Source organism: Mitsuaria sp. PDC51 (genome assembly GCF_900113225.1).
Lineage (GTDB): Bacteria > Pseudomonadota > Gammaproteobacteria > Burkholderiales > Burkholderiaceae_C > Roseateles.
Genome location: NZ_FOZE01000002.1, coordinates 633,760 through 656,495, shown reverse-complemented (window position 1 = coordinate 656,495; position 22,736 = coordinate 633,760). Strand labels below are relative to the sequence as shown.

Annotated in this window: 16 protein-coding genes; 14 read left to right on the top strand and 2 right to left on the bottom strand. The window is 66.3% G+C overall.

Translation table 11 applies throughout. The annotated features are described in order from the left end of the window. The first annotated feature begins 5 nt into the window (after positions 1–5). Positions 6–1,028, top strand: coding sequence for a dipeptide ABC transporter ATP-binding protein (locus BM393_RS14310; protein ID WP_091731543.1), 1,023 nt, complete (start codon positions 6–8; stop codon positions 1,026–1,028). Between the two features lie 248 nt (positions 1,029–1,276). On the opposite strand, the gene BM393_RS25965 is transcribed toward BM393_RS14310, so the two are convergent. Next, entirely contained in the window at positions 1,277–1,495 is a 219-nt protein-coding gene (locus tag BM393_RS25965) for an LPS translocon maturation chaperone LptM (RefSeq protein WP_141225336.1), read from the bottom strand. A 36-nt stretch (positions 1,496–1,531) separates the two neighbouring features. Between BM393_RS25965 and cyaY the strand changes: the two genes are divergently transcribed. Next, positions 1,532–1,879 carry an iron donor protein CyaY gene (gene cyaY / locus BM393_RS14305; RefSeq protein WP_404932647.1) on the top strand — a complete coding sequence of 116 codons (348 nt, stop codon included), beginning with the start codon at positions 1,532–1,534 and terminating at the stop codon, positions 1,877–1,879. A gap of 100 nt (positions 1,880–1,979) precedes the next feature. On the opposite strand, the gene BM393_RS14300 is transcribed toward cyaY, so the two are convergent. After that, positions 1,980–4,421, bottom strand: a complete 2,442-nt coding sequence (locus tag BM393_RS14300; RefSeq protein WP_091727244.1) for a penicillin-binding protein 1A — start codon at positions 4,419–4,421, stop codon at positions 1,980–1,982. A gap of 441 nt (positions 4,422–4,862) precedes the next feature. Here BM393_RS14300 and BM393_RS14295 point away from each other — a divergent pair, with 441 nt between their 5' ends. The 12 genes from BM393_RS14295 to BM393_RS14240 all read left to right on the top strand — a co-directional run bounded on the left by BM393_RS14295 (position 4,863) and on the right by BM393_RS14240 (position 22,645). Beyond that, positions 4,863–5,942, top strand: coding sequence for a pilus assembly protein PilM (locus BM393_RS14295; protein WP_091731533.1), 1,080 nt, complete (start codon positions 4,863–4,865; stop codon positions 5,940–5,942). Next, positions 5,939–6,547, top strand: a complete 609-nt coding sequence (locus BM393_RS14290) for a PilN domain-containing protein (RefSeq protein ID WP_091727241.1) — start codon at positions 5,939–5,941, stop codon at positions 6,545–6,547. Before BM393_RS14295 ends, BM393_RS14290 begins: the two co-directional genes overlap by 4 nt. A gap of 7 nt (positions 6,548–6,554) precedes the next feature. Next, positions 6,555–7,262, top strand: coding sequence for a type 4a pilus biogenesis protein PilO (locus tag BM393_RS14285; RefSeq protein ID WP_091727236.1), 708 nt, complete (start codon positions 6,555–6,557; stop codon positions 7,260–7,262). Beyond that, complete coding sequence (locus BM393_RS14280; protein ID WP_091727231.1) at positions 7,262–7,813, top strand: pilus assembly protein PilP; 552 nt, start codon at positions 7,262–7,264, stop codon at positions 7,811–7,813. Before BM393_RS14285 ends, BM393_RS14280 begins: the two co-directional genes overlap by 1 nt. 26 nt (positions 7,814–7,839) lie before the next feature. Continuing rightward, positions 7,840–10,032, top strand: coding sequence for a type IV pilus secretin PilQ (gene pilQ, locus BM393_RS14275; RefSeq protein WP_091727228.1), 2,193 nt, complete (start codon positions 7,840–7,842; stop codon positions 10,030–10,032). A 167-nt stretch (positions 10,033–10,199) separates the two neighbouring features. After that, positions 10,200–12,479, top strand: coding sequence for a hypothetical protein (locus BM393_RS14270; RefSeq protein WP_091727223.1), 2,280 nt, complete (start codon positions 10,200–10,202; stop codon positions 12,477–12,479). Then, on the top strand, positions 12,476–13,081 hold the full coding sequence (locus BM393_RS14265; protein WP_091731530.1) for a shikimate kinase: 606 nt from the start codon (positions 12,476–12,478) through the stop codon (positions 13,079–13,081). Before BM393_RS14270 ends, BM393_RS14265 begins: the two co-directional genes overlap by 4 nt. After that, complete coding sequence (aroB, locus tag BM393_RS14260) at positions 13,062–14,207, top strand: 3-dehydroquinate synthase (RefSeq protein WP_091727220.1); 1,146 nt, start codon at positions 13,062–13,064, stop codon at positions 14,205–14,207. Before BM393_RS14265 ends, aroB begins: the two co-directional genes overlap by 20 nt. 21 nt (positions 14,208–14,228) lie before the next feature. Beyond that, positions 14,229–15,362 (top strand): deoxyguanosinetriphosphate triphosphohydrolase, encoded by a 1,134-nt coding sequence (locus BM393_RS14255; RefSeq protein ID WP_091731527.1) that lies wholly within the window; start codon positions 14,229–14,231, stop codon positions 15,360–15,362. A gap of 87 nt (positions 15,363–15,449) precedes the next feature. Further along, positions 15,450–16,151 (top strand): transposase, encoded by a 702-nt coding sequence (locus BM393_RS14250; protein ID WP_091727217.1) that lies wholly within the window; start codon positions 15,450–15,452, stop codon positions 16,149–16,151. Positions 16,152–16,298: 147 nt separating this feature from the next. Further along, positions 16,299–21,119: a glutamate synthase-related protein gene (locus BM393_RS14245; RefSeq protein ID WP_091727213.1), complete on the top strand. Its 4,821-nt coding sequence runs from the start codon at positions 16,299–16,301 to the stop codon at positions 21,117–21,119. 50 nt (positions 21,120–21,169) lie between these two features. After that, positions 21,170–22,645 (top strand): glutamate synthase subunit beta, encoded by a 1,476-nt coding sequence (locus tag BM393_RS14240; protein WP_091727211.1) that lies wholly within the window; start codon positions 21,170–21,172, stop codon positions 22,643–22,645. Positions 22,646–22,736 lie beyond the last annotated feature (91 nt).

The window sequence follows — 22,736 nt, the reverse complement described above, 5'->3', positions numbered from 1 at the left end:
ACCTGATGGACGCCAATGCGGCGGCGACGACGCCCGGTACCGCGCTTGTCGAGGTGCGCGAACTGGCCAAGACCTTCGACGTGTCGGCCCCGTGGCTGAACCGCGTGGTCGAGCGCAAGCCGCGGCAGTTCGTGCATGCGGTGGACGGCGTCAGCTTCACGATCGAAAAGGGCCGCACGCTCGCATTGGTCGGCGAGTCCGGGTGCGGCAAGAGTACCGTCGCCCGCCTGCTGGTCGGCCTGTACACCCCGACCCAGGGCGAAGTGCGCTTCGACGGCGAGGACATCGCGACCACGCTGAAAGGCCCGAAGGCACTGGCCTTGCGACGCCGGATGCAGATGATCTTCCAGGACCCCTATGCAAGCCTGAACCCGCGCTGGAAAGTGCAGGACATCGTCGCGGAGCCGCTGCGCGAGCACGGCCTGGTGCGCGATGCCGATGGACTCAAGCGCCGCGTCGGCGAGTTGCTGCAGTCCGTGGGTCTCTCGCCAGCCGACGCGGAAAAGTTCCCGCATCAGTTCTCCGGCGGGCAGCGGCAACGCATCTCGATCGCCCGGGCACTGGCCACGGAACCAGAGTTCCTCGTCTGCGACGAGCCCACCTCGGCGCTCGACGTCTCAGTCCAGGCGCAAGTCCTCAACATCATGAAAGACCTGCAGCGCAAGCAGGGACTGACCTACCTCTTCATCTCCCACAACCTCGCCGTGGTGCGGCATGTCGCAGACCAGGTCGGCGTGATGTACCTCGGCCGGCTGGTCGAACAGGCAGACAAGCGCGCACTGTTCGCCACGCCGCGCCATCCGTATACCCGCATGCTGCTGGACGCGATTCCCGACATCCACATGTCAGGACGGGCGCGGACACCCGTTCAGGGAGAAGTGCCGAATCCGCTCAATCCCCCCAGCGGGTGCAGCTTCCATCCGCGGTGCCCGCATGCGAATTCGCGCTGCAGTGCGGAGCGGCCGAAGCTGCTGGCACTCAACGGCGTTCGGGTCGCTTGCCATGCGGTGGAGGAGGGGAGGATCTGATGACCGGGGCCTACTTCGGCTGGTGAGCGGCGTGGGCAGGGCCGGGGCCGGCGACTCCCGTCGTGCCTCAGGCGCTCAACTCCCGCCGCTCGCCTGCGGCTCGCTTTGGTCAGACAGAACGCGCCCAGTCAGTCTGGACGGCACGACTTCGTCGCCGGCCCCGGCCCTGCCCACGAAGTGAGAACGAGGACTTCGGTGAGGACGGCGAGGACTTCGAGAGGGTGTGGGCGGGGCGGGGTGAAATGGCGTCAGTTCGGGGCGCTGGCGGCGGAGGCGGCAGGCTGCGCGGGAGCGGCGGCGGCCGCGGGCGGATGCTTGGCGTGCTGGGGGAGTTGCAGCGGGCGTTTCTGGCCGCAGGCCGTGAGGGCCAGGGCGGCGCACAACATCAAGGTCGTCAGGGCCTTGGGGGCGCCACGACGAGCGGGCCGGCAGGCTGCGCCTACACTTCGCGTCTTCACGTTCTTCATGGGCTCGCAGTCTAGCGAGTCCGCCTCCCGCTGCACATGACCGCCACCCCGCTGACCGACGCCGAATACGACGCACGCACCGACGCCGTGCTGGCCAGCATCGAATCCACGATCGACGCCTGGCTCGACGACGACGTCATCGACGTCGACCAGCATCGGACCGGCGGACTTCTGGAACTGCAGTTCCCGGATCGCAGCAAGATCGTCGTGAACACGCAGCCACCGCTGCACGAGCTCTGGCTCGCGTCGCGTCGCGGCGGCTACCACTTCAAATTCGTCGACGGCCACTGGCGCGATACCAAGGACGGCCAGGAATTCTTCGCCCGGCTGTCCGAGGAAGCCTCCCACCACGGCGCCAAGGCGCTGAAGTTCATCGGCGTCTGATTGCCCACCTCGGGATGCCTGCGCCGCAAGGCCCGGCATGAGCACAGCATGAAAAAGGCGCCCCGCGGGGCGCCTTCGCATTTGGGGGCGGCCAGGCCGCTCAGCGCTTGAAGAGGTCGAGGATGCTCTTCTTCTCTTCCTCGGTGCCGGACGTCGGCACGTGCTCCTCGTTGCCAAGCGCCTTCACCCCGTTGTTGTTGGTGAACTCGTCGTAGAACCACTCGCCATTGACGTTGACCACCCCTTCGGGTGGCTGGATCTCCTGCACCGGGGTGTTGCGCAACGCGTACTGCATGAACTCGATCCACACCGGCAGCGCGAGTCCGCCGCCGGTCTCGCGGTCGCCCAGCTTGCGAGGCTGGTCGTAGCCGATCCAGACGACCGAGACCAGGTCCGGCTGGAAGCCCGCGAACCAGGCGTCCATCGAATCATTGGTGGTGCCGGTCTTGCCGTAGATGTCGGGCCGCTTGAGCGTGGCCTGCGTGCGTGCCGCCGTCCCGCTGCGCGCCACCTCCTGCAGCAGGCTGTCCATCAGGAAGGCGTTGCGCGGCTCGATTGCGCGCTGCGAATCCTCGAAGGGCTTCGCTTGCTGCTGATACAGCACGCGTCCGGCGTGGTCGGTGATGCGCTGCACCAGTTGCGGCGCGATCCGGTAGCCGCCGTTGGCGAACACTGAATACGCCTGCGCCATCTGCATCGGCGTCACCGAGCCGGCGCCCAGTGCCATCGTGAGGTAGGCCGGGTGCTTGTCCGCATCGAAACCGAAGCGCGTGATCCAGTCCTGCGCGTACTTGACGCCCACCGACTGCAGCACCCGGATCGACACCATGTTCTTGGACTTCGCCAACGCTCGCCGCAGCGGCATCGGGCCATCGAACTGGCCGTCGTAGTTCTTCGGTTCCCAAGGCTGGCTGCCCGTGGTCGTGGCGTCGAAGAACAGCGGACCGTCATTGACGATGGTGGCGCCGTTGAAGCCCTTCTCCAGCGCCGCCGAGTAGATGAACGGCTTGAAGCTCGAGCCCGGTTGTCGCCACGCCTGCGTGACGTGGTTGAACTTGTTCTTGTTGTAGTCGAAGCCACCCACCAGCGCGCGCACGCTGCCGTCCTTCGGACTGAGTGCCACCATCGCGCCCTCGACTTCCGGCAACTGGGTGATCGTCCACTCGTCCTTGTTGTTCTTGACCAGCTTGATCACACGGATCACTGCGCCGCGTCGGATGCGCGTCTTGGGATTGCCCTTCTCGGACAGGCCGGAGGTCGCCGGCTTGAGGCCATCGCCGGTGATCGTCACCGACTCACCGCTCTGCAGCGCCGCCACGACCTGCTTGGGGCTGGCTTCCAGCACCACGGCCGCCAGCAACTCGTCATTGGCGGGGTGGTCGGAAAGCGCCTCGGCAATCCGGGTGTCCAACTCCTTGGGGTCGGCCGGCAGGTCCACGTAAGCCTCGGGACCGCGATACACCTGCCGCCGCTCGTAATCCATGATCCCGCGGCGCAGCGCCCGGTAGGCGCGCTCCTGTTCGTCGGCATGCAGCGTCAGGTAGACGTTCAGGCCGCGGGTGTAGGCCTCGTCGCCGTATTGGCTGAAGATCAGTTGGCGCGCCAGCTCGGCCACGTACTCGGCGTGGCTGGCCGCTTCCTGCGGCGGGCGGATGCGCAGCTTTTCAGCCTTCGCCTGGGCGTGCTGCTCGGGCGTGATGAAGCCCATTTCCAGCATCCGATCGATGATGTATTGCTGGCGCAACACTGCCCGGCGCGGATTGTTGATCGGGTTGTAAGCAGATGGTGCTTTCGGCAACCCGGCCAGCATCGCGGCCTCGGCGATGGACAGATCCTTGAGCGGCTTGCCGAAATAGACCTCGCTGGCCGCCGCGAACCCGTAGGCCCGGTGTCCCAGGAAGATCTGGTTCATGTAGATCTCGAGGATCTTCTCCTTGGGCAGCGCGCTCTCGATCTTCAGCGCCAGCAGGATCTCGTAGATCTTGCGGGTGAAGGTCTTCTCGGTGGAGAGATAGAAGTTGCGGGCCACCTGCATCGTGATGGTGGACGCCCCCTGGCTCTTGGACTCGCTGACGTTGGCCAGGCCGGCACGGATCACGCCCAGGTAATCCACGCCACCGTGCTGGTAGAAGCGCGCGTCCTCGATGGCCAGGATCGCGTCCTGCATCACCTTGGGGATCTCGCGGATGTCGGAGTAGCTGCGGCGCTCCTCGCCGTACTCGGCCAGCAACTGACCCTCGCTGGAGAGCACGCGCAGCGGGAGCTTGGGGCGGTAGTCCGTCAGCCCGCTGATGTCGGGCAGTTGCGGATAGGCAATCGCCAGGGCCATGCCCACCAGCAACACCACCGCGCCCGCGCCGGCCAGGATCAGCCCGACCAGCCATCCCAGCGCTCGAACGAACCAGGGACGCCGGGCTTTGTCTCCCCCCTTGGCCTTCTTGCGGGGGGAGCCGCCCTTGTCTGGCTTGGAAGCGGCGCCCTTGCCGGCATCGGAGGGGGCGTCGAAGGAGGGTTCGTTGTCGGAGGAATGCTTCGAGGGCATGGGCCGGAGTGTGCAATCTTGCGTGCCTGGCCGCGCCCTATCAGGGCCTCTACGGGTGACGATGCGGGCCGCGAGCGGCGATTATAGGAACGGCCTCGGAGCCGGCCCGACGCGTCCCGGACCACCACCCTTGACTGTTACAGGAGTTGTCGGGACTTTCGCGGACACTGCGCGGCTGCCTTTTCCTCCCCGCGAGACATCCCTCACAAGGTGGTCGAAAGGGGAATTGGGCAAAGCGGAAATCTGCCGCGAAACCGTACGGAATGGGGTGTCGAAAGAGCATTTTTCGACGCTTTACCACCCCTCGGTGGCGTGTATGTTACGCAACGCTGCGTTACTTGCTGTGACTGCTTTGCCTTGGGCTGACAAAGGCTTTGCTGATAGCATTCAAGTAACTTATTAACAAACCGGCGCATGAGCGGCGCGTTGGGGGAACGCATCATGGGGCTGTTGGATCTACTGCGCGGACGTGCGCATCCACCCATGATTGGCCTGGACATCTCATCGTCCAGTGTCAAGCTTGTGGAATTGAGTCAAAACTCGAGTGGCGAATACGTTTTGGAACGTTTCGCGACCGAGCCATTTGAAAAGGGCTGGATTACCGACGGCCAGATCGAGAAATTCGACGAGGTCGCGGACGCGGTTCGGCGGGTGGTCACCCGAAGCGGCAGCCGCACGCGGCAGGCCGCGCTGGCGATGCCGCAGAGCTCGGTGATCACCAAGAAGATCATGCTTCCCGCGGGGCTCCGCGAGGAAGAACTCGAGCTGCAGGTCGAGGCCGAAGCCAACCAGTACATCCCGTTCTCGCTGGACGAGGTGTCGCTGGACTTCTGCGTCATCGGCCCCAGCCCCACATCGGTGGGCGACGTCGAGGTGCTGATCGCCGCGTCCCGCAAGGACCGCGTGCAGGATCGGCAGGCGCTCGCGGAGGCCGCCGGCCTCAAGCCCGTCGTGCTGGACATCGAGTCGCATGCTTCCCGCATGGCGGTGGGTCGGCTGGTCGAGACGCTGCCCAACGAGGGCAAGGACGCGCTCGTCGCGCTGTTCGAGATCGGCGCCGACACCACCTCGCTGAAGGTGCTGCGCGACGACGAAATGCTCTACGACCGTGACCAGGCCTTCGGCGGTTCGCAGCTGACGCAGCTGATCTCGCGCCAGTACGGCTTCTCGTTCGAGGAGGCCGAGCAGAAGAAGCTCAGCGGTGAAATGCCTGATGACTATGAGCCCCAGGTGCTGACGCCGTTCGTCGATTCCCTGTCCCAGGAGATCGGCCGGGCGCTGCAGTACTTCTTCACCAGCACCCCGCACCACAAGGTCCACTACGTGATGCTGGCCGGCGGCACCGCCACGCTGCCGGGCCTGAAGGAACGGGTGACCGAACTGACCGGCTTTGCCTGCATGGTGGTGAACCCGTTCGAGAACATGGTGCTCGGGTCCGCGGTGCGCGAGTCCAAGCTGCGCCGTGAAGCCCCTGCGTACCTGACGGCCTGCGGCCTCGCCATGCGGAGGTTCTTTCAGTGATTCTGATCAACCTGCTCCCGCACCGCGAGGAGAAGCGCAAGCGCCGCAAGGCCGCGTTCTTCGTCGGGCTGGGAATGTCCTTCGTCGTCGGTCTGCTGATCGCCGGCTTCATCTACCTGCTGCTGCAGCAGCTGACCGCCGCCCAGGCGGAGCGCAATGACTATCTGAAGACCGAGATCACCAAGCTCGACACGCAGATCAAGGACATCGCGACGCTGCGCGCCGAGATCGAAGCGCTGCGCGCCCGCCAGCGCGCGGTCGAGAACCTGCAGAGCGATCGCAACACGCCGGTTCACCTGCTCAACGAGCTGGCCCAGTTCACGCCGGAAGGGGTGTTCCTGCAGTCGGTGCGTCAGACCAACAAGGTCGTCGTGATCGCCGGCGTGGCCGCGTCCAACGAGCGCGTGTCCGAGATGCTGCGTAATCTCAGCCGTGCCGAGTGGGTCGAAGCGCCGGATCTCGTCGAGATCAAGGCCGCGCCGGTCAACCCCCGCGATCCACGCCGCCTCTACGATTTCTCGATCAAGGTCGGCATCAAGAGCGCGAATCCCGAAGCCGCCGCGGGCGCGGCCAGCGGCGCCAGCGCTGCGCCGCAGAAGTCGTGAGGACCCCATGGCAACGTTGAAAAACCTGGACCTCAACGCCTGGTTCGCGGACTTCTCCAGCCAGTTCCAGAACCTGAACATGCAGGAGCCCGGCCAGTGGCCGCCGGCGCCGCGTTACGTGTCGTTCATCGTGGTGGCGCTGCTCACCGTCGTGCTGGGCTGGTTCGCTGTGCTGTCGGACGAGCAGTCGGCGCTAGACGCCGAGCGCGAGAAGGAACCGCAGCTCAAGGAAGACTTCAACAGCAAGCTGACGCAGGCCGTGAACCTGCCGGAGCTGCGCAAGCAGAAGAGCCAGGTCGAGGAGTACGTCCTGCAGCTCGAGAAGCAGCTGCCCGGCAAGGCCGAGATGGATGCGCTGCTGTCGGACATCAACCAGGCCGGTCTGGGCCGCGGGCTCCAGTTCGAGCTGTTCCGTCCGGGCGGCATCGTCATGCGCGACTACTACGCCGAGCAGCCGATCGCGATCAAGGTGACGGGCCGCTATCACGACATCGGTTCGTTCACCGCGGACGTGTCCAACCTGTCCCGGATCGTGACGCTGCACGACATGTCGATCCTCGCGCCCGGAGCGACCGGCGGACAGAACGCGCCGCCGCGCACCGACGCCAACGCGACCCTGACGATGGAAGCCACCGCGCGGACCTATCGCTACCTCGACCCCAACGAGGTCGCGGAGCAGAAGAAGGCTGCGGCGGCCGCGGAGAAGAAGAAATGATGCGCCTCGTTCGCTCTGCCGACCGCACGCGAGGCCTGCTGGGTCTCGTCCTGGTCGGTGCCGCCCTGGCGGGCTGCTCCGCTGGAACCGACGAACTGCAGCAGTGGATGGACGAGCAGCGCCAGCAGACGCGCCCGACCGTCAAGCCGTTGACGCCGCCCAAGACCTTCCAGCCGCAGCGCTATGAGGCGCTCGCGGTGGTCGACCCCTTCAGCACCCAGAAGCTGACGGTGGCGCTTCGGCGCGAGGCGGCGCAGCCCAGCTCGCTGCTGGCGGCCGAGATGAAGCGCCGTCGCGAGCCACTGGAAGCCTTCCCGCTGGACAGCATGGCCATGGTCGGCAGCGTCTCGCGCGAGGGTCGTCCCTACGCGCTGCTGCGGGTCGACAACCTGTTGTATCAAGCCCGGGTCGGTGACTACCTGGGCCAGAACTTCGGCCGCATCACCAAGATCAGCGAGACCGAAATCACGTTGCGAGAAGTCGTCCAGGACGCTGCGGGCGAATGGATTGAACGCACCAGTACTCTCCAGCTTCAGGAGCAGGGACGATGAAGAACACTGTTGTGGAGAACGCTTCGATGAGCGTCCAGACGAGGGAACGAGCCGGGCGCGCCAAGCGCTGGCAAGCACTGGCCTGCGCGATGAGCCTGGCGGTGCTGATGCCGGTGCAGGCCTGGGCCCAGAACATGATCCGGTCGATCAGTTCGACCCAGCAGGGCGGCGCCGACATCGTGCGCATCGAGCTCGCGAAACCCCTGACCGAACTGCCGCGTGGCTTCGCCGTGCAAGCGCCGCCGCGCATCGCGCTGGACCTGCCGGGCGTTTCCAACGGCATGGGCCGCAATGCGGTCGAGATCAACTCCGGCAACATGCGTTCCGCCAATGTGGCGCAAGCCGGCGATCGCAGCCGCGTCGTGCTGAACCTGCGTCAGGCGAGCACCTACCGCGCGCAGCTGCAGGACAACTCGCTGCTGATCTTCCTGGACGCAGCGCCGTCGGCCGCGACGGCCGCCGCCGCGGGCCCCGCCACGGCGACCACCGAGCCGGTGCATTTCGCGCCGAGCCAGAACTCGACCACGCAGGCCCTGCAGGACATCGACTTCCGTCGCGGCAATGATGGCGCGGGCCGCGTCGTCGTGAACCTGCCGAGCAGCCAGGTCGGCGTGGACATCCAGCAGCAAGGCCAGAACCTGGTGGTCGAGTTCCTGCGCAGCGCGCTGCCGGAACGCCTGCGCCGCAAGCTGGATGTGACCGACTTCGGCACGCCGGTGCAGACGGTGACGGCAACCCAGCAGGGTGACCGCGTGCGACTGGTCGTCACGCCCAAGGGCGTGTGGGAGCACAGCGCCTACCAGAGCGACAACCAGTTCGTGCTGGAAGTGCGGCCGCAGAAGGTCGACCCGAACAAGCTGACGCAAGGTCCGGGCTACAGCGGCGACAAGCTGAGCCTGAACTTCCAGAACATCGATGTGCGCGCGCTGCTGCAGGTCATCGCCGACTTCACCAACTTCAACGTGGTGACCAGCGACACCGTCACCGGCAACGTGACCCTGCGACTCAAGGACGTGCCTTGGGACCAGGCGCTGGACATCATCCTGCAGGCCAAGGGCCTGGGACTGCGCAAGTCAGGCAACGTGCTGTGGATCGCCCCGAAGGAAGAGCTGGCCAACAAGGAGAAGGCCGAGCTCGAGGCCAAGCAGGCCGTGGCCCAGCTGGAACCGCTGCGTACGCAGTCCTTCCAGATGAACTACACCAAGGCCGAGGAAGTGGCCAAGGGCCTGACCGGGCAGAACAACCAGGGCGGTAGCAGCACGAACACGTCGCGCATCCTGTCGCCGCGCGGCAGCGTGATCTGGGAGACCCGCACGAACCAGCTGTTCGTCAGCGACATCCCGTCCAAGCTGGAAGAGATCCAGGCGCTGATCGCCAAGATCGACGTGCCGGTGCGTCAGGTGCTGATCGAGGCCCGCATCGTCGAGGCCGACGACAAGTTCGGCCGCGCGCTGGGTGTGAAGCTGGGCGCCTCCGACCTGCGGGGCCGCCAGGGCGGCATCCCGGGATACAACGTCGGTGGCAGCAACTACGTGACGATTGGCGGCAACTACTCCGCGGTCGGTTCGCAGACCAACCAGCAGGCGAGCTACAACTACAACGACTCGCAGTTTGTCAACCTGCCGGCGAACGTCTCCGGTGACGCCTTCGGTGGTGCGACGGCGGCCAACTTCGCGCTGTCGCTGTTCAGCGCCACGGCAAACCGCTTCCTGAACCTGGAAATCTCCGCGCTGGAGGCCGATGGCCGCGGCAAGGTGGTGTCGAGCCCGCGCGTCGTGACGGCGGACCAGACCAAGGCGCTGATCGAGCAGGGCGAGGAAATCCCGTACCAGCAGTCAACGTCCAGTGGCGCGACTTCGATCAGTTTCAAGAAGGCTGTGCTGAAGCTGGAAGTCACGCCGCAGATCACGCCGGAAGGGAACGTGATCCTGACCGTCGACGTGAACAAGGACAGCCGCGGTACGCTGACGCCGCAAGGCTACGCGATCAACAACAAGCATGTGCAGACGCTGGTGCTGGTCGAGAACGGCGGCACGGTGGTGATCGGCGGCATCTACACGCAGGAAGACCTCGAGACCGAGAACAAGGTCCCGTACCTGGGCGATATCCCGCTGCTGGGCAACCTGTTCAAGAACAAGTCGCGCAGCTCGACGAAGACGGAACTGCTGATCTTCATCACGCCGAAGGTGGTGAGCGATCGCGTCACGGCCACGCGCTGATCGCGGCGGCGCCTCGGGCGCCGCTTCGCTGCAACGGCCGTCATGAACCAAAGGGCGTTCGCGTGAGAAATGCCGCCACAAGAGCCGGAAAGGGCCGGCGGCGCGAGCGCATATCAGAGAGGATGCCGCAGCCAGAACAAATGCTGCGGACGCAGGAGTAGCAAGACATGAAGCGAATCGAACAAGTGGCCGGCGCCGGCAACGGGATGACGCGCGGCGCCGCCCGCCTGATGCTGACGGCCACGATGGTGGCCGTGCTGGCCGCTTGCGGCGGTGGTGGTGGCGGCGGTGATGCCGGTACCCCGGTGGTGGGCGGCGGCGGCACGGGCGGCGGTGGCACCACGCCGGTCACCACGCCGACGATGACCTTGGCCTTGTCCTCGTCGACGGTGACCGCGAACGCGCCGGCCACGGTGACCGCTTCGCTGCGGACCGCCACTGGCGCTCCGATTCCGGGCACGGTCGTGACGTTCACCACCGCCGGCAATCTGGGCAAGTTCGAGCCGGCCTCGGCACTGACCAATGACAGCGGCGACGCGACGGTGACCCTGTCTCCGGCCAGCGCCACCAACACCGGCGCCGACACGATCACCGCGACGGCGAGCGTCAATGCCGCCAATGTGACGGCGACCGCCGGCTTCCAGCTGACGGCTACCAACGTCACGATCACCTCGCTGACGTCGGACCTGGCTTTGCCTGCGCTCCCGCCCAACGGTGAAACCACGCTGACCGTGGCGCTGTCCTCGTCCGCGATCGGTACGCCGGTGAATGTGTCGTTGACGTCGGCGTGCGTCATCGCCGGCCGCGGCACCTTGACGCCTGCCAGCAGCGTGACGACGAGCACCGGCGTGGCGACCTTCCGCTTCCGCGACAACAGCTGCGGCAGCTTCCAGAACACCGATACCTATCAAGCGACCATCGCCGGCAGTGCGGCCACGCAGTCCTTGTCGCTGAATCTGGGCAAGCCCTCGGCCCAAAGCATCCAGTCCACCAGCAACGCGACGCAGACGATCTACCTGAAGGGATCGGGCTATACCGAGTTTGCGAATGTGTCGTTCCGACTGGTGGACGCCAGCGGCAACGGCGTGCCGAACCAGCCGATCGACCTGACCGCCAACATCTGGTCCGGCGGGCTGACGCTGGATGGTGCAACGCAGACGACGGTCACCAAGAACACCGACAACAACGGCGATGTGGTGGTCCGGGTCAATTCCGGCACGGTGCCGACGCCGGTGCGGGTGTCCGCGACGCTCAAGGGCACGTCGATCTCCACCGTGTCCAGCGCGCTGTCCATCGCGGTCGGCCTGCCTTCGCAGCTGAACTTCTCGCTGGCTCAGGGGACGATCAACATCGAAGGCGGCAGCCGTGACGGCACGGCGAACACCTATTCGATCATCGCGTCCGACCGCCTGGGCAACCCGGTGCCGGACGGAACGGCAATCAACTTCGTGTCGGAAGCTGGCCAGGTGGTGAACACGGTGTTCACGGCCAAGGATGCCAGCGGAATCTCCCGCGCCACGTCGAACTTTGTTTCGTCGGAACCGCGCCCGGCGGACGGCCGCGTCACGGTGCTGGCGTATGCGCTGGGTGAAGAGTCCTTCATCGACCAGAACGGTAACAACGTCTACGATGCCGGCGAGCAGTTCCAGAACCTCGGCTCGGTGTTCCTGGACCGCCTGTACAACAACCACTACAGCAACACCGATCAGTTCATCAAGCAGAACGACAGCACCGGGACCAACGTCTGCACGAATGATCCGAACAACGTGCTGACGCAGCCGGCTACCTCGCTGTTCAGCTTCTCCGCCTACACGCCGTATGTGCCGAACACCTGCGATGCGGGCCAGGGCAAGGCTTATGTCCGTCGTGCGGTGGAGACGGTCTTCTCGTCTTCGACGGCTGGCATCGTCTGGGGTCTGAAGGCGCCGGACAACCTGCGCGGTACCTGCCCGGACAAGCGTGAGCTGATCGACTTCGGCGCTTTTGGAGAGGAGCCCAAGGGCAGTGGTCTGTACGGCTACTACCGCGACGCGAATAACGTCGTGCAACGCTCGACCTGGCTGGGCTATTCCCAGGACGAAGCGGCTCGCCCCAACCTCCGTCAGGTGGCTCCGGTGGGTACGGGCGTCGTCTATTCGGGCGGCGCGTCGAGCCTGTCGCTGTTCTTCTTTGTCAGCGACAACAATCCGGTGGCCTTCAACCCGATGCCGGCAGGCAGCAAGGTCACGGCGACCGGCAGCGATGGTCTGACGGTCACGGTCCAGGCCGGTGCCACCACGCCGAGCACGTCCTATCCCACGGGCGCATCGATCGATGTCAAGTTCGCGGACACCACTGCGTCCGGCACTGTGTACATCACGGTTACCTCGCCCAGCGGTACTGGGGTGACGTTTGCACAGAACGTGGCCAAGGCCGCTGTCCCCGGAACTCCAGCAGCGTGCAACTGACGTTGAGCCTGGTCGGCATGCCCGGCGGTGGCAAATCCACCGTCGGCCGACTGCTGGCCAGACAGCTCGACATGCCTTTCGTCGACTCCGACGCCGAGATCGAAAAGGATCTCGGCGGCGAGTCGATCAAGGACTACTTCGCCCGTCAGGGCGAAGCGTCGTTTCGGGACCTCGAATCGCGTGTGATCGCGCGCTTGCTCGAGGGCGCGGGAACGGACCGCGAAATGATCCTGGCCACCGGCGGCGGCGCGGTGCTGCGCGAGATCAATCGCGAACGGCTCAAGGCGCATTCGACAGTCGTGTACCTTCGCTCGTCGCCTGAAGAACTCTTCCGGCGGCTGAAGCACGACACCCAGCGGCCGCTGCTGCAAGTGTCCAATCCGCTGGCGAAGCTGCGCGACCTCTATGGCCAGCGCGATCCCCTCTACCGCCGCTGCGCGCACTTCGTGCTCGAGTCGAGCCGCCCCTCGGTGCATGGGCTGGCCAACATGATCCTGATGCAGCTGGAACTCGCGGGTCTGATCGATCCGGCCCGGGTGGCGGCGACCGTGGGGGCGAGCGAGGCCCCGTACACTTCCGGGAATGACCGCTCCGCTTCCTGATTCCACGTCTTCCGCGGCGGCGTCGGCCGCCGGCGCGACCACGGTCGCCATCGATCTCGGCGATCGCCGCTACGACATCCAGATCGGCCCCGGACTCTTCGACGACGCGTCGACCTGGTCCGGCCTGCCGCGCGCGGCCGTCGCGCTGATCGTCACCAATGACACCGTCGCGCCGCTCTACCTCGAACGCCTGAAGCGCCAGCTGGCGCCGCATTACAAGCAGGTCGAGTCGGTCATCCTGCCGGATGGGGAGCAGCACAAGAACTGGGCCTCGCTGGACCGGGTCATCGATCACCTGCTCGCCGGCGCGGCCGATCGCAAGACGGTGCTGTACGCGCTGGGCGGCGGCGTGATCGGCGACCTGACCGGCTTCGCGGCTGCCATCTACATGCGCGGCGTGCCCTTCGTGCAGGTGCCGACCACCTTGCTGGCGCAGGTCGATTCGTCGGTGGGCGGCAAGACCGCGATCAACCACCCGCGCGGCAAGAACATGGTCGGTGCGTTCTACCAGCCGGTGCGCGTCGTGGCCGATCTCGACACGCTGGATACCCTGCCCGATCGCGAGTTGTCCGCCGGGCTGGCGGAGGTCATCAAGTACGGACCGATCGCCGATGCGACCTTCCTCGACTGGATCGAGCGCCACCTCGACGACCTGCTCGCACGCGACAAGTCAGCGCTGGCTCACGCGGTCAGGCGCAGCTGCGAGATCAAGGCCTGGGTCGTCGGCCAGGATGAGCGCGAGAGCGGCCTGCGCGCGATCCTGAACTTCGGCCACACCTTCGGCCACGCGATCGAGACCGGCCTCGGCTACGGCGAGTGGCTCCACGGCGAAGGGGTGGGCTGCGGCATGGTGCTGGCGTCCGAGTTGTCGGCACGACTGGGCTTGATGCCGCCAGCATTCGTCGACCGGATGACGCGCCTGCTCGAGCGCGCCCGGCTGCCGGTGAAGGCGCCGCGGATGCCGATCGAGCGCTGGCTCGAGCTGATGCGCGTCGACAAGAAGAACGAGGGCGGCGAGATCCGTTTCGTCGTCATCGAGTCCCTGGGTAACGCCGGCCTGCGGGGCGCACCTGATGCGCTGGTGGCCGAGGTGATCGAGGCCCACACCGAGCCCGGACAACGCTGAGAAGCTCAACCCACGATGACGATGCTGCGCGCGCCCTATGCCTCCGATCCCGCGCGCAGCCGCGGTCGCCGTCATCCCGAGGCGCCGGCGCCCACCCGCAGCGAATTCCAGCGCGATCGCGACCGCATCGTCCACAGCACCGCCTTCCGTCGGCTGGTCTACAAGACGCAGGTCTTCCTCAACCATGAAGGCGACCTGTTCCGCACCCGGCTGACCCATTCGCTCGAGGTGGCGCAGCTGGGGCGTTCGATCGGGCGCAGCCTGGGCCTGGACGAGGACCTCATCGAGACCATCGCCCTGGCGCACGACCTGGGCCACACGCCCTTCGGTCACGCGGGCCAGGACGTGCTGAACGACTGCATGAAGGCGCATGGCGGCTTCGAGCACAACCTGCAGTCGCTGCGCGTGGTCGACAAGCTGGAGCAGCGGTATCCCGCTTTCGACGGGCTGAACCTCAGCTTCGAGAGCCGCGAGGGCATCCTCAAGCATTGCAGCCGCCGCGACGCGGAACGGATCGAGCAGCGTGAACCTGGCGGTGTCGCCGCGCGCTTCCTCCATGGCGGCCAGCCGAGCCTGGAGGCGCAACTCTGCAACCTGGCCGACGAAGTCGCCTACAACGCGCACGATGTCGACGACGGCGTGCGCTCGGGGCTGGTGACCCTGGAGCAGCTCGAAGAGGTGGCGCTGGTACATCGCTATCTGCGGGAGACGCTGTCGGCTTATCCGGACCTGACCGGCAAGCGACTGCTCGCCGAGACCATCCGCCGGATGCTGTCCCAGCAGGTCTACGACGTCATCGACGCCACGCGCAGCGCCATCGAGGCCGCCGCGCCGGCCGACGCCGAGGACGCCCGCACCAAGGGCCCGCTGGTGCGCTTCAGCCCCGACATGCGTCAGGCCAGCACCGAGCTCAAGCGCTTCCTCTTCAAGAACCTCTATCGCCATCCGGCGGTCCAGGCGCAGCGCGACCGCGCGGAGCAGGTGCTGCGAGAGCTGTTCCAGATCTACCTCACCGAGCCCGGCCGGCTGCCGGCGGATTTCGCGGATGGCGAGGACCACGCGCGCGCCTGCGCCGACTACATCGCCGGCATGACCGACCGGTTCGCGCTCAGGGAGCATGAGCGGCTCACCGGCAAGCGCCTCATCGCGGCCTGATCCACGTCGGCGAATGCCGCCTCGGGCGGCTGCGAATGCTCGATCGACAGCCGGCGCCATAATTGGGGACAGACTTCCGTTCCCACCATGGCAAGACTCCCTCGGCTGGCGCTCGCCGGCCATCTGCATCACCTGATCCATCGCGGCCACAACCTGCAGCCGATCGTCGTCGACGACGAAGACCGCAAGGCCTTGCTCGCGGCGCTCCAGGACAGCGCCGCGACGCACAAGGTGGCAATCCACGCCTACGTCGTGATGCCGAATCACCTGCACCTGTTGGCCACGCCCTCCACGACGGACGGCCTGAGCCGCATGATGCAGGCGCTCGGGCGACGTTACGTGAGCGCCTTCAACCTCCGCCACCGCCGTGTGGGCACCTTGTGGGAAGGCCGTTTCCGCGCGGCGCCGCTGGAGGCGGACACCCACCTGCTCACAGTCATGCGCAGCATTGAACTGAACCCGGGGCGCGCGGGGCTGGGCGATCCCGGCGACTACCCGTGGTCCTCCGCTGCGCACCATCTCGGCCACCGGCGCGACCCTCTGATCAGCGACCCGCCCGGCTTCTGGGCCCTGGGCAATACCCCATTCGAGCGCGAACTGGCTTGGCGTCGGTGGTTGGAGGAGGGCGAAACCGAAACCGAGCGCCAGAAGCTGATCGACTCCGCGCTGAAAGGGTGGCCGCTCGGATCGGCACGCTTCCTGCAACTGCTGGGCGAATTGAGCGAGCGCCCGATGAGTCCGCGCCCCCGCGGTCGGCCTCGCAAGGTGAAGCCGGACGAGGCAACATGATCATTGCCTATCTGTCCCCATTTAATAGGCTCGCGCCCGCAACGCATCCTTTAATTCGAGACTGACCCCATTTAGTTGTGCTTGTGCCATGCCGGCACGCGCCTTAACCTGCGCGGGTTTCGTTTTCGAGAGTTCAGGAGGCCACCGATGTCGGCAGCTCAAGATCCGCGCGCAGCGCAATCGTCGTCCCCCGCCACGACCGCCGACGCGGTTTCCGCCACGTTGCCGACAGCCGGCCCGTCCGCGACCGAGATCCGCGAGCTGGCCGCCCATGGCCTGTACAACGGCGCCAACGAGAAGGACGCCTGCGGCCTGGGCTTCGTGGCCCACATCAAGGGTCAGAAGGCCCACCACATCGTCCAGCAGGGCCTGAAGATCCTGGAGAACCTGGACCATCGCGGTGCCGTCGGTGCGGACAAGCTGATGGGTGATGGCGCCGGCATCCTGATCCAGATCCCCGACGAGTTCTATCGCGCCGAGATGGCCCAGCAGGGCGTCACGCTGCCCCCGCCGGGCGAGTACGGCGTCGGCATGATCTTCCTGCCCAAGGAGCACGCCTCGCGCCTCGCTTGCGAGCAGGAACTTGCCCGTGCGATCAAGGCAGAGGGCCAGGTGCTGCTGGGCTGGCGGGATGTGCCGGTGGACCGCGACATGCCGATGTCGCCGACCGTGCGCGAGAAGGAACCGATCATTCGCCAGATCTTCATCGGCCGTGGCCCGGACATCATCGTCCCCGACGCGCTCGAGCGGAAGCTGTACGTGATCCGCAAGACGGCCTCCAGCGCGATCCAGGCGCTCCATCTGACGCACAGCCGCGAGTACTACGTGCCGTCGATGAGCTGCCGCACCGTCATCTACAAGGGTCTGCTGCTGGCCGACCAGGTGGGCAAGTACTACCGCGACCTGGCCGACCCGCGCGTGGTTTCCGCGATCGCGCTGGTGCACCAGCGCTTCTCGACCAACACCTTCCCCGAGTGGCCGCTGGCCCACCCGTACCGGATGGTGGCCCACAACGGCGAGATCAACACCGTCAAGGGCAACTTCAACTGGATGCGCGCCCGCGAAGGCGTCATGAAGTCGCCGGTGCTGGGTGACGACCTGAAGAAGCTGTACCCGATCAGCTTCGAACACCAGTCCGACACGGCCACCTTCGACAACGCCATCGAGCTGCTGACGATGTCGGGTTACCCGCTCGCGCACGCCGCGATGATGATGATTCCCGAGGCCTGGGAGCAGCACGAGTGGATGGACGAACGCCGTCGCGCGTTCTACGAGTACCACGCCGCGATGATGGAGCCGTGGGACGGCCCCGCCGCCATGGTCTTCACCGACGGTCGCCAGGTCTGCGCCGCGCTGGACCGCAACGGCCTGCGTCCGGCCCGCTACTGGGTCACCGATGACGACCTCGTCGTGCTGGCCTCCGAATCCGGCGTGCTCCCCATCCCGGAATCGCGGGTGGTCCAGAAGTGGCGCCTGCAGCCCGGCAAGATGTTCCTGATCGATCTGGAGCAGGGCCGCATCATCGACGACGAGGAACTGAAGACGCAGTACGCGAACGCGCGTCCCTACCGCCAGTGGATCGAGAACGTGCGGGTCAAGCTCGACGAGATCCCCGCGCCGGAAGCGGCCGCGCCGGTGTTCCCCGCTTCGCTGCTGGACCGCCAGCAGGCCTTCGGCTTCACCCAGGAAGACGTGAAGTTCCTGCTCGCGCCGATGGCCGCGAACGGCGAGGAAGGCATCGGCTCGATGGGCAACGACAGCCCGCTGGCCGTGCTGTCCGACAAGAACAAGCCGCTCTACAACTACTTCAAGCAGCTGTTCGCGCAGGTCACCAACCCGCCGATCGACCCGATCCGCGAAGCGATCGTGATGTCGCTGAACAGCTTCATCGGTCCCAAGCCCAACCTGCTGGACATCAACGCGGTGAACCCGCCGATGCGCCTGGAGGTGACGCAGCCGGTGCTGGACTTCGCATCGATGGCTCGTCTGCGTGCGATCGAGCACCACACCAACGGCAAGTTCAAGCCTTACGAGCTCGACATCACCTACCCGCTGGACTGGGGCCGCGAGGGCGTGGAGGCGCAGCTGGCCTCGCTGTGCGCTGAAACCGTGGACGCCATCAAGGGCGGCCACAACATCCTCATCATCACGGACCGTCACCTGAGCGCGAACCGGGTCGCCATCCCGGCGCTGCTGGCGCTGTCGGCGGTGCATCACCACCTGGTCCGCGAAGGCCTGCGCACCACCTGCGGCCTGGTCGTCGAGACCGGCACGGCACGCGAGGTCCACCATTTCGCGGTGCTCGCGGGCTTCGGCGCCGAAGCGGTCCATCCCTACCTCGCCCTGGAGACGCTGCAGGCGATGAGCGCGGAGCTGCCGGCGGCGCTGTCGGCCGACAAGGCGATCTACAACTACATCAAGGCGGTGGGCAAGGGGCTGTCGAAGATCATGTCCAAGATGGGCATCTCGACCTACATGTCCTATTGCGGCGCGCAGATCTTCGAGGCCATCGGCCTGAAGTCCGACTTCGTCGCGAAGTACTTCCGCGGCACGCCGACGCAGGTCGGCGGCATCGGCGTGTTCGAAGTCGCCGAGGAAGCGCTGCGGCTGCATCGCGCCGCGTTCGGCGACGACCCGGTGCTGGAGCACATGCTGGACGCCGGCGGCGAATACGCGTGGCGCACCCGCGGCGAGGAGCACATGTGGACCCCCGACGCGATCGCCAAGCTGCAGCACAGCACGCGATCGGGCAAGTTCGACACGTACAAGGAATACGCCCAGCTGATCAACGACCAGAGCCGCCGCCACATGACGCTGCGCGGCCTGTTCGAGTTCAAGTTCGACCCGACCCAGGCGATCCCGCTGGAGGAGGTCGAGCCGGCCGCCGAGATCGTCAAGCGCTTCGCCACCGGTGCGATGTCGCTGGGCTCGATCTCGACCGAGGCGCACGCGACGCTGGCCGTCGCGATGAACCGCATCGGCGGCAAGAGCAACACCGGCGAGGGCGGCGAAGACCCGGCGCGGTATCGCAATGAGCTCAAGGGCATCAAGATCACGGCCGGCACGAAGATGTCGGACGTCGTCGGCAGCAAGGTCGTCGAGGTCGATTACGAACTGCAGGACGGCGACTCGATGCGCTCGCGCATCAAGCAGGTCGCGTCGGGCCGCTTCGGCGTCACGACCGAGTACCTGGTCAGCGCCGACCAGATTCAGATCAAGATGGCCCAGGGCGCCAAGCCCGGCGAGGGCGGTCAACTGCCCGGCGGCAAGGTCACCGACTACATCGGCTTCCTGCGCCATTCGGTGCCGGGCGTGGGCCTGATCTCGCCGCCGCCGCACCACGACATCTATTCGATCGAGGACCTGGCGCAGCTGATCCACGACCTGAAGAACGTCAACCAGCGCGCCGACGTCTCGGTCAAGCTGGTCTCGGAAGTCGGCGTGGGCACGATCGCGGCGGGCGTGGCCAAGGCCAAGGCCGACCACATCGTGATCGCCGGCCATGACGGCGGCACCGGCGCGTCGCCGTGGTCGTCGATCAAGCATGCCGGCACGCCGTGGGAACTGGGCCTGGCCGAAGCGCAGCAGACGCTGGTGCTGAACCGCCTGCGCGGCCGCGTCCGCGTGCAGGCCGACGGCCAGATGAAGACCGGCCGCGACGTCGTCATCGGCGCGCTGCTGGGCGCCGACGAGTTCGGCTTCGCGACCGCGCCGCTGGTGGTCGAGGGCTGCATCATGATGCGCAAGTGCCACCTGAATACCTGCCCGGTCGGCGTCGCGACGCAGGATCCGGTGCTGCGCAAGAAGTTCAGCGGCAAGCCCGAGCATGTCGTCAACTACTTCTTCTTCGTGGCCGAGGAAGCGCGCCAAATCATGGCGCAGCTGGGCATCCGCAAGTTCGATGAGCTGATCGGCCGCGCCGACCTGCTCGACACGAAGAAGGGCATCAGCCACTGGAAGGCCAAGGGCCTGGACTTCACCCGCGTCTTCTATCGCCCGGAACTGCCGGCCGACGTGGCCCGCCTGCACAACGATCACCAGGACCACGGCCTGGACCGCGCGCTGGACGTCAAGCTGATCGAGAAGTGCCTGCCCGCCTTCGAGAAAGGCGAGAAGGTGCGCTTCATGCAGGAAGTGACCAACGTTCGCCGGACGGTGGGCGCGATGCTGTCGGGCGAACTGATCCGCCGTCGTCCGGAAGGGCTGGAGGACCAGACCATCTTCATCCAGATGGAAGGCACGGGTGGCCAGAGCTTCGGTGCCTTCCTGGCGCCGGGCATCACCTTCTACCTGATCGGCGACGCCAACGACTACACCGGCAAGGGCCTGTCCGGCGGCCGCGTGGTGGTGCGCCCGTCGATCGACTTCCGGGGTGACGCGACGAAGAACATCATCGTCGGCAACACCGTGCTGTACGGCGCGACCAAGGGCGAGGCCTTCTTCCGCGGCGTCGCGGGCGAGCGCTTCGCGGTGCGGCTGTCCGGCGCAACCGCGGTCGTCGAGGGCACGGGCGACCACGGCTGCGAGTACATGACCGGCGGCACCGTCGCCGTTCTCGGCAAGACCGGTCGCAACTTCGCCGCCGGCATGAGCGGTGGCGTCGCGTACGTCTACGACGAGGATGGCCAGTTCGCCAAGCGCTGCAACACGGCGATGGTCTCGCTGGACAAGCTGCTGCCCGCGCACGAGCAGGAAGCCACGATGGACAGGGCGATCTGGCACAAGCTCGGCGATGGCGAGGCCCGCACCGACGAGGCGATCCTCAAGAAGCTGATCGAGGATCACCACCGCTGGACCGGCAGCCAGCGCGCCCGCGACATCCTGGACCACTGGGCCGAGTCGCGCGCCAAGTTCGTGAAGGTGTTCCCGACGGAGTACCGCCGCGCGCTGGGCGAGCTGGGTGCCGCCAAGGAAGCCGCCGCCACGATCGCCCACGCCAAGGCGCCCGCCGCCAAGGCCAAGGTCTGATCCGTCGCATCGAAGTCGCAAGAGATTCAGGAATTCAGGAGCGAGCCGCCATGGGAAAAGTCACCGGCTTCATGGAGTACGAACGTCTGGAAGAGGGCTATGAGCCCGTCGAGGCGCGTCTCAAGAACTACAAGGAATTCGTCATCGGCCTGAACGTCGAGCAGGCGAAGCAGCAGGGCGCCAGATGCATGGACTGCGGAACGCCGTTCTGCAACAGCGGCTGCCCGGTCAACAACATCATTCCGGACTTCAACGACCTGGTGTACCGGGGAGGCGATGCTGACTGGAAGAGCGCCATCGCGGTGCTGCACTCGACCAACAACTTCCCCGAGTTCACCGGCCGCATCTGCCCCGCCCCCTGCGAGGCCGCCTGCACGCTCAACGTCAATGACGACGCGGTGGGCATCAAGTCGATCGAGCACGCGATCATCGACCGCGCCTGGGCCGAGGGCTGGGTACCGCCCAGACCTGCGAAGGTCAAGACCGGCAAGACGGTGGCGGTCGTGGGTTCCGGCCCGGCCGGCTTGGCCGCGGCGCAGCAGTTGGCGCGCGCGGGCCACAGCGTCACCGTGTTCGAGAAGAACGATCGTGTCGGCGGCCTGCTGCGCTACGGCATCCCCGACTTCAAGATGGAGAAGAGCCACATCGACCGTCGCGTCCAGCAGATGGAAGCGGAGGGCGTGGTGTTCCGCACCGGAGTCATGGTGGCCCACCTGCCCGAGGGATCCAAGGTCACCAACTGGGCCAAGGATGTGGTCACCGCCGATGAACTGACCGAGAAGTTCGATGCCGTGTTGCTCGCCGGTGGCGCCGAGCAATCGCGCGACTTGCCGGTGCCGGGCCGCGACCTGGCCGGCGTGCATTTCGCGATGGAGTTCCTGCCGCAGCAGAACAAGGTCAACGCTGGCGACAAGCTGAAGAACCAGCTGCGCGCCGACGGCAAGCACGTCATCGTGATCGGCGGTGGCGACACCGGCAGCGACTGCGTCGGCACCAGCAACCGTCACGGCGCCAAGAGCGTCACCCAGTTCGAGCTGATGCCGCAGCCGCCGGAGGTCGAGGACCGGCCGCTGACCTGGCCCTACTGGCCGATCAAGCTGCGCACCTCGTCCAGCCACGAGGAAGGCTGCGAGCGCGAATTCGCGATCGCGACCAAGGAATTCCTCGGTGAGAAGGGCAAGGTCACCGGCGTGAAGACGGTGCGCGTGGAGTGGTCCAACGGCAAGATGGTCGAGGTTCCGGGCAGCGAGCAGGTCCTGAAGGCGGACCTGGTGCTGCTGGCGATGGGTTTCGTCAGCCCGGTCGCGTCGATCATCGATGCCTTTGGCGTCACCAAGGATGCCCGCGGCAACGCCAAGGCGACCACCGATTTCAACGGCGGCTACAAGACGAACGCGGCGAAGGTGTTCGTGGCCGGCGACATGCGCCGCGGCCAGTCGCTGGTGGTCTGGGCCATCCGCGAAGGCCGGCAGGCGGCACGCTCGGTCGATGAGTTCCTGATGGGGGACAGCGCGTTGCCGCGTTGATCAGCCGGATCCAGAAAGCGAAAACCCGCTGTCGTGAGACAGCGGGTTTTTTCATGCCCACGGAGCCGTAGCGAGCGGCTGGCAAGACGAA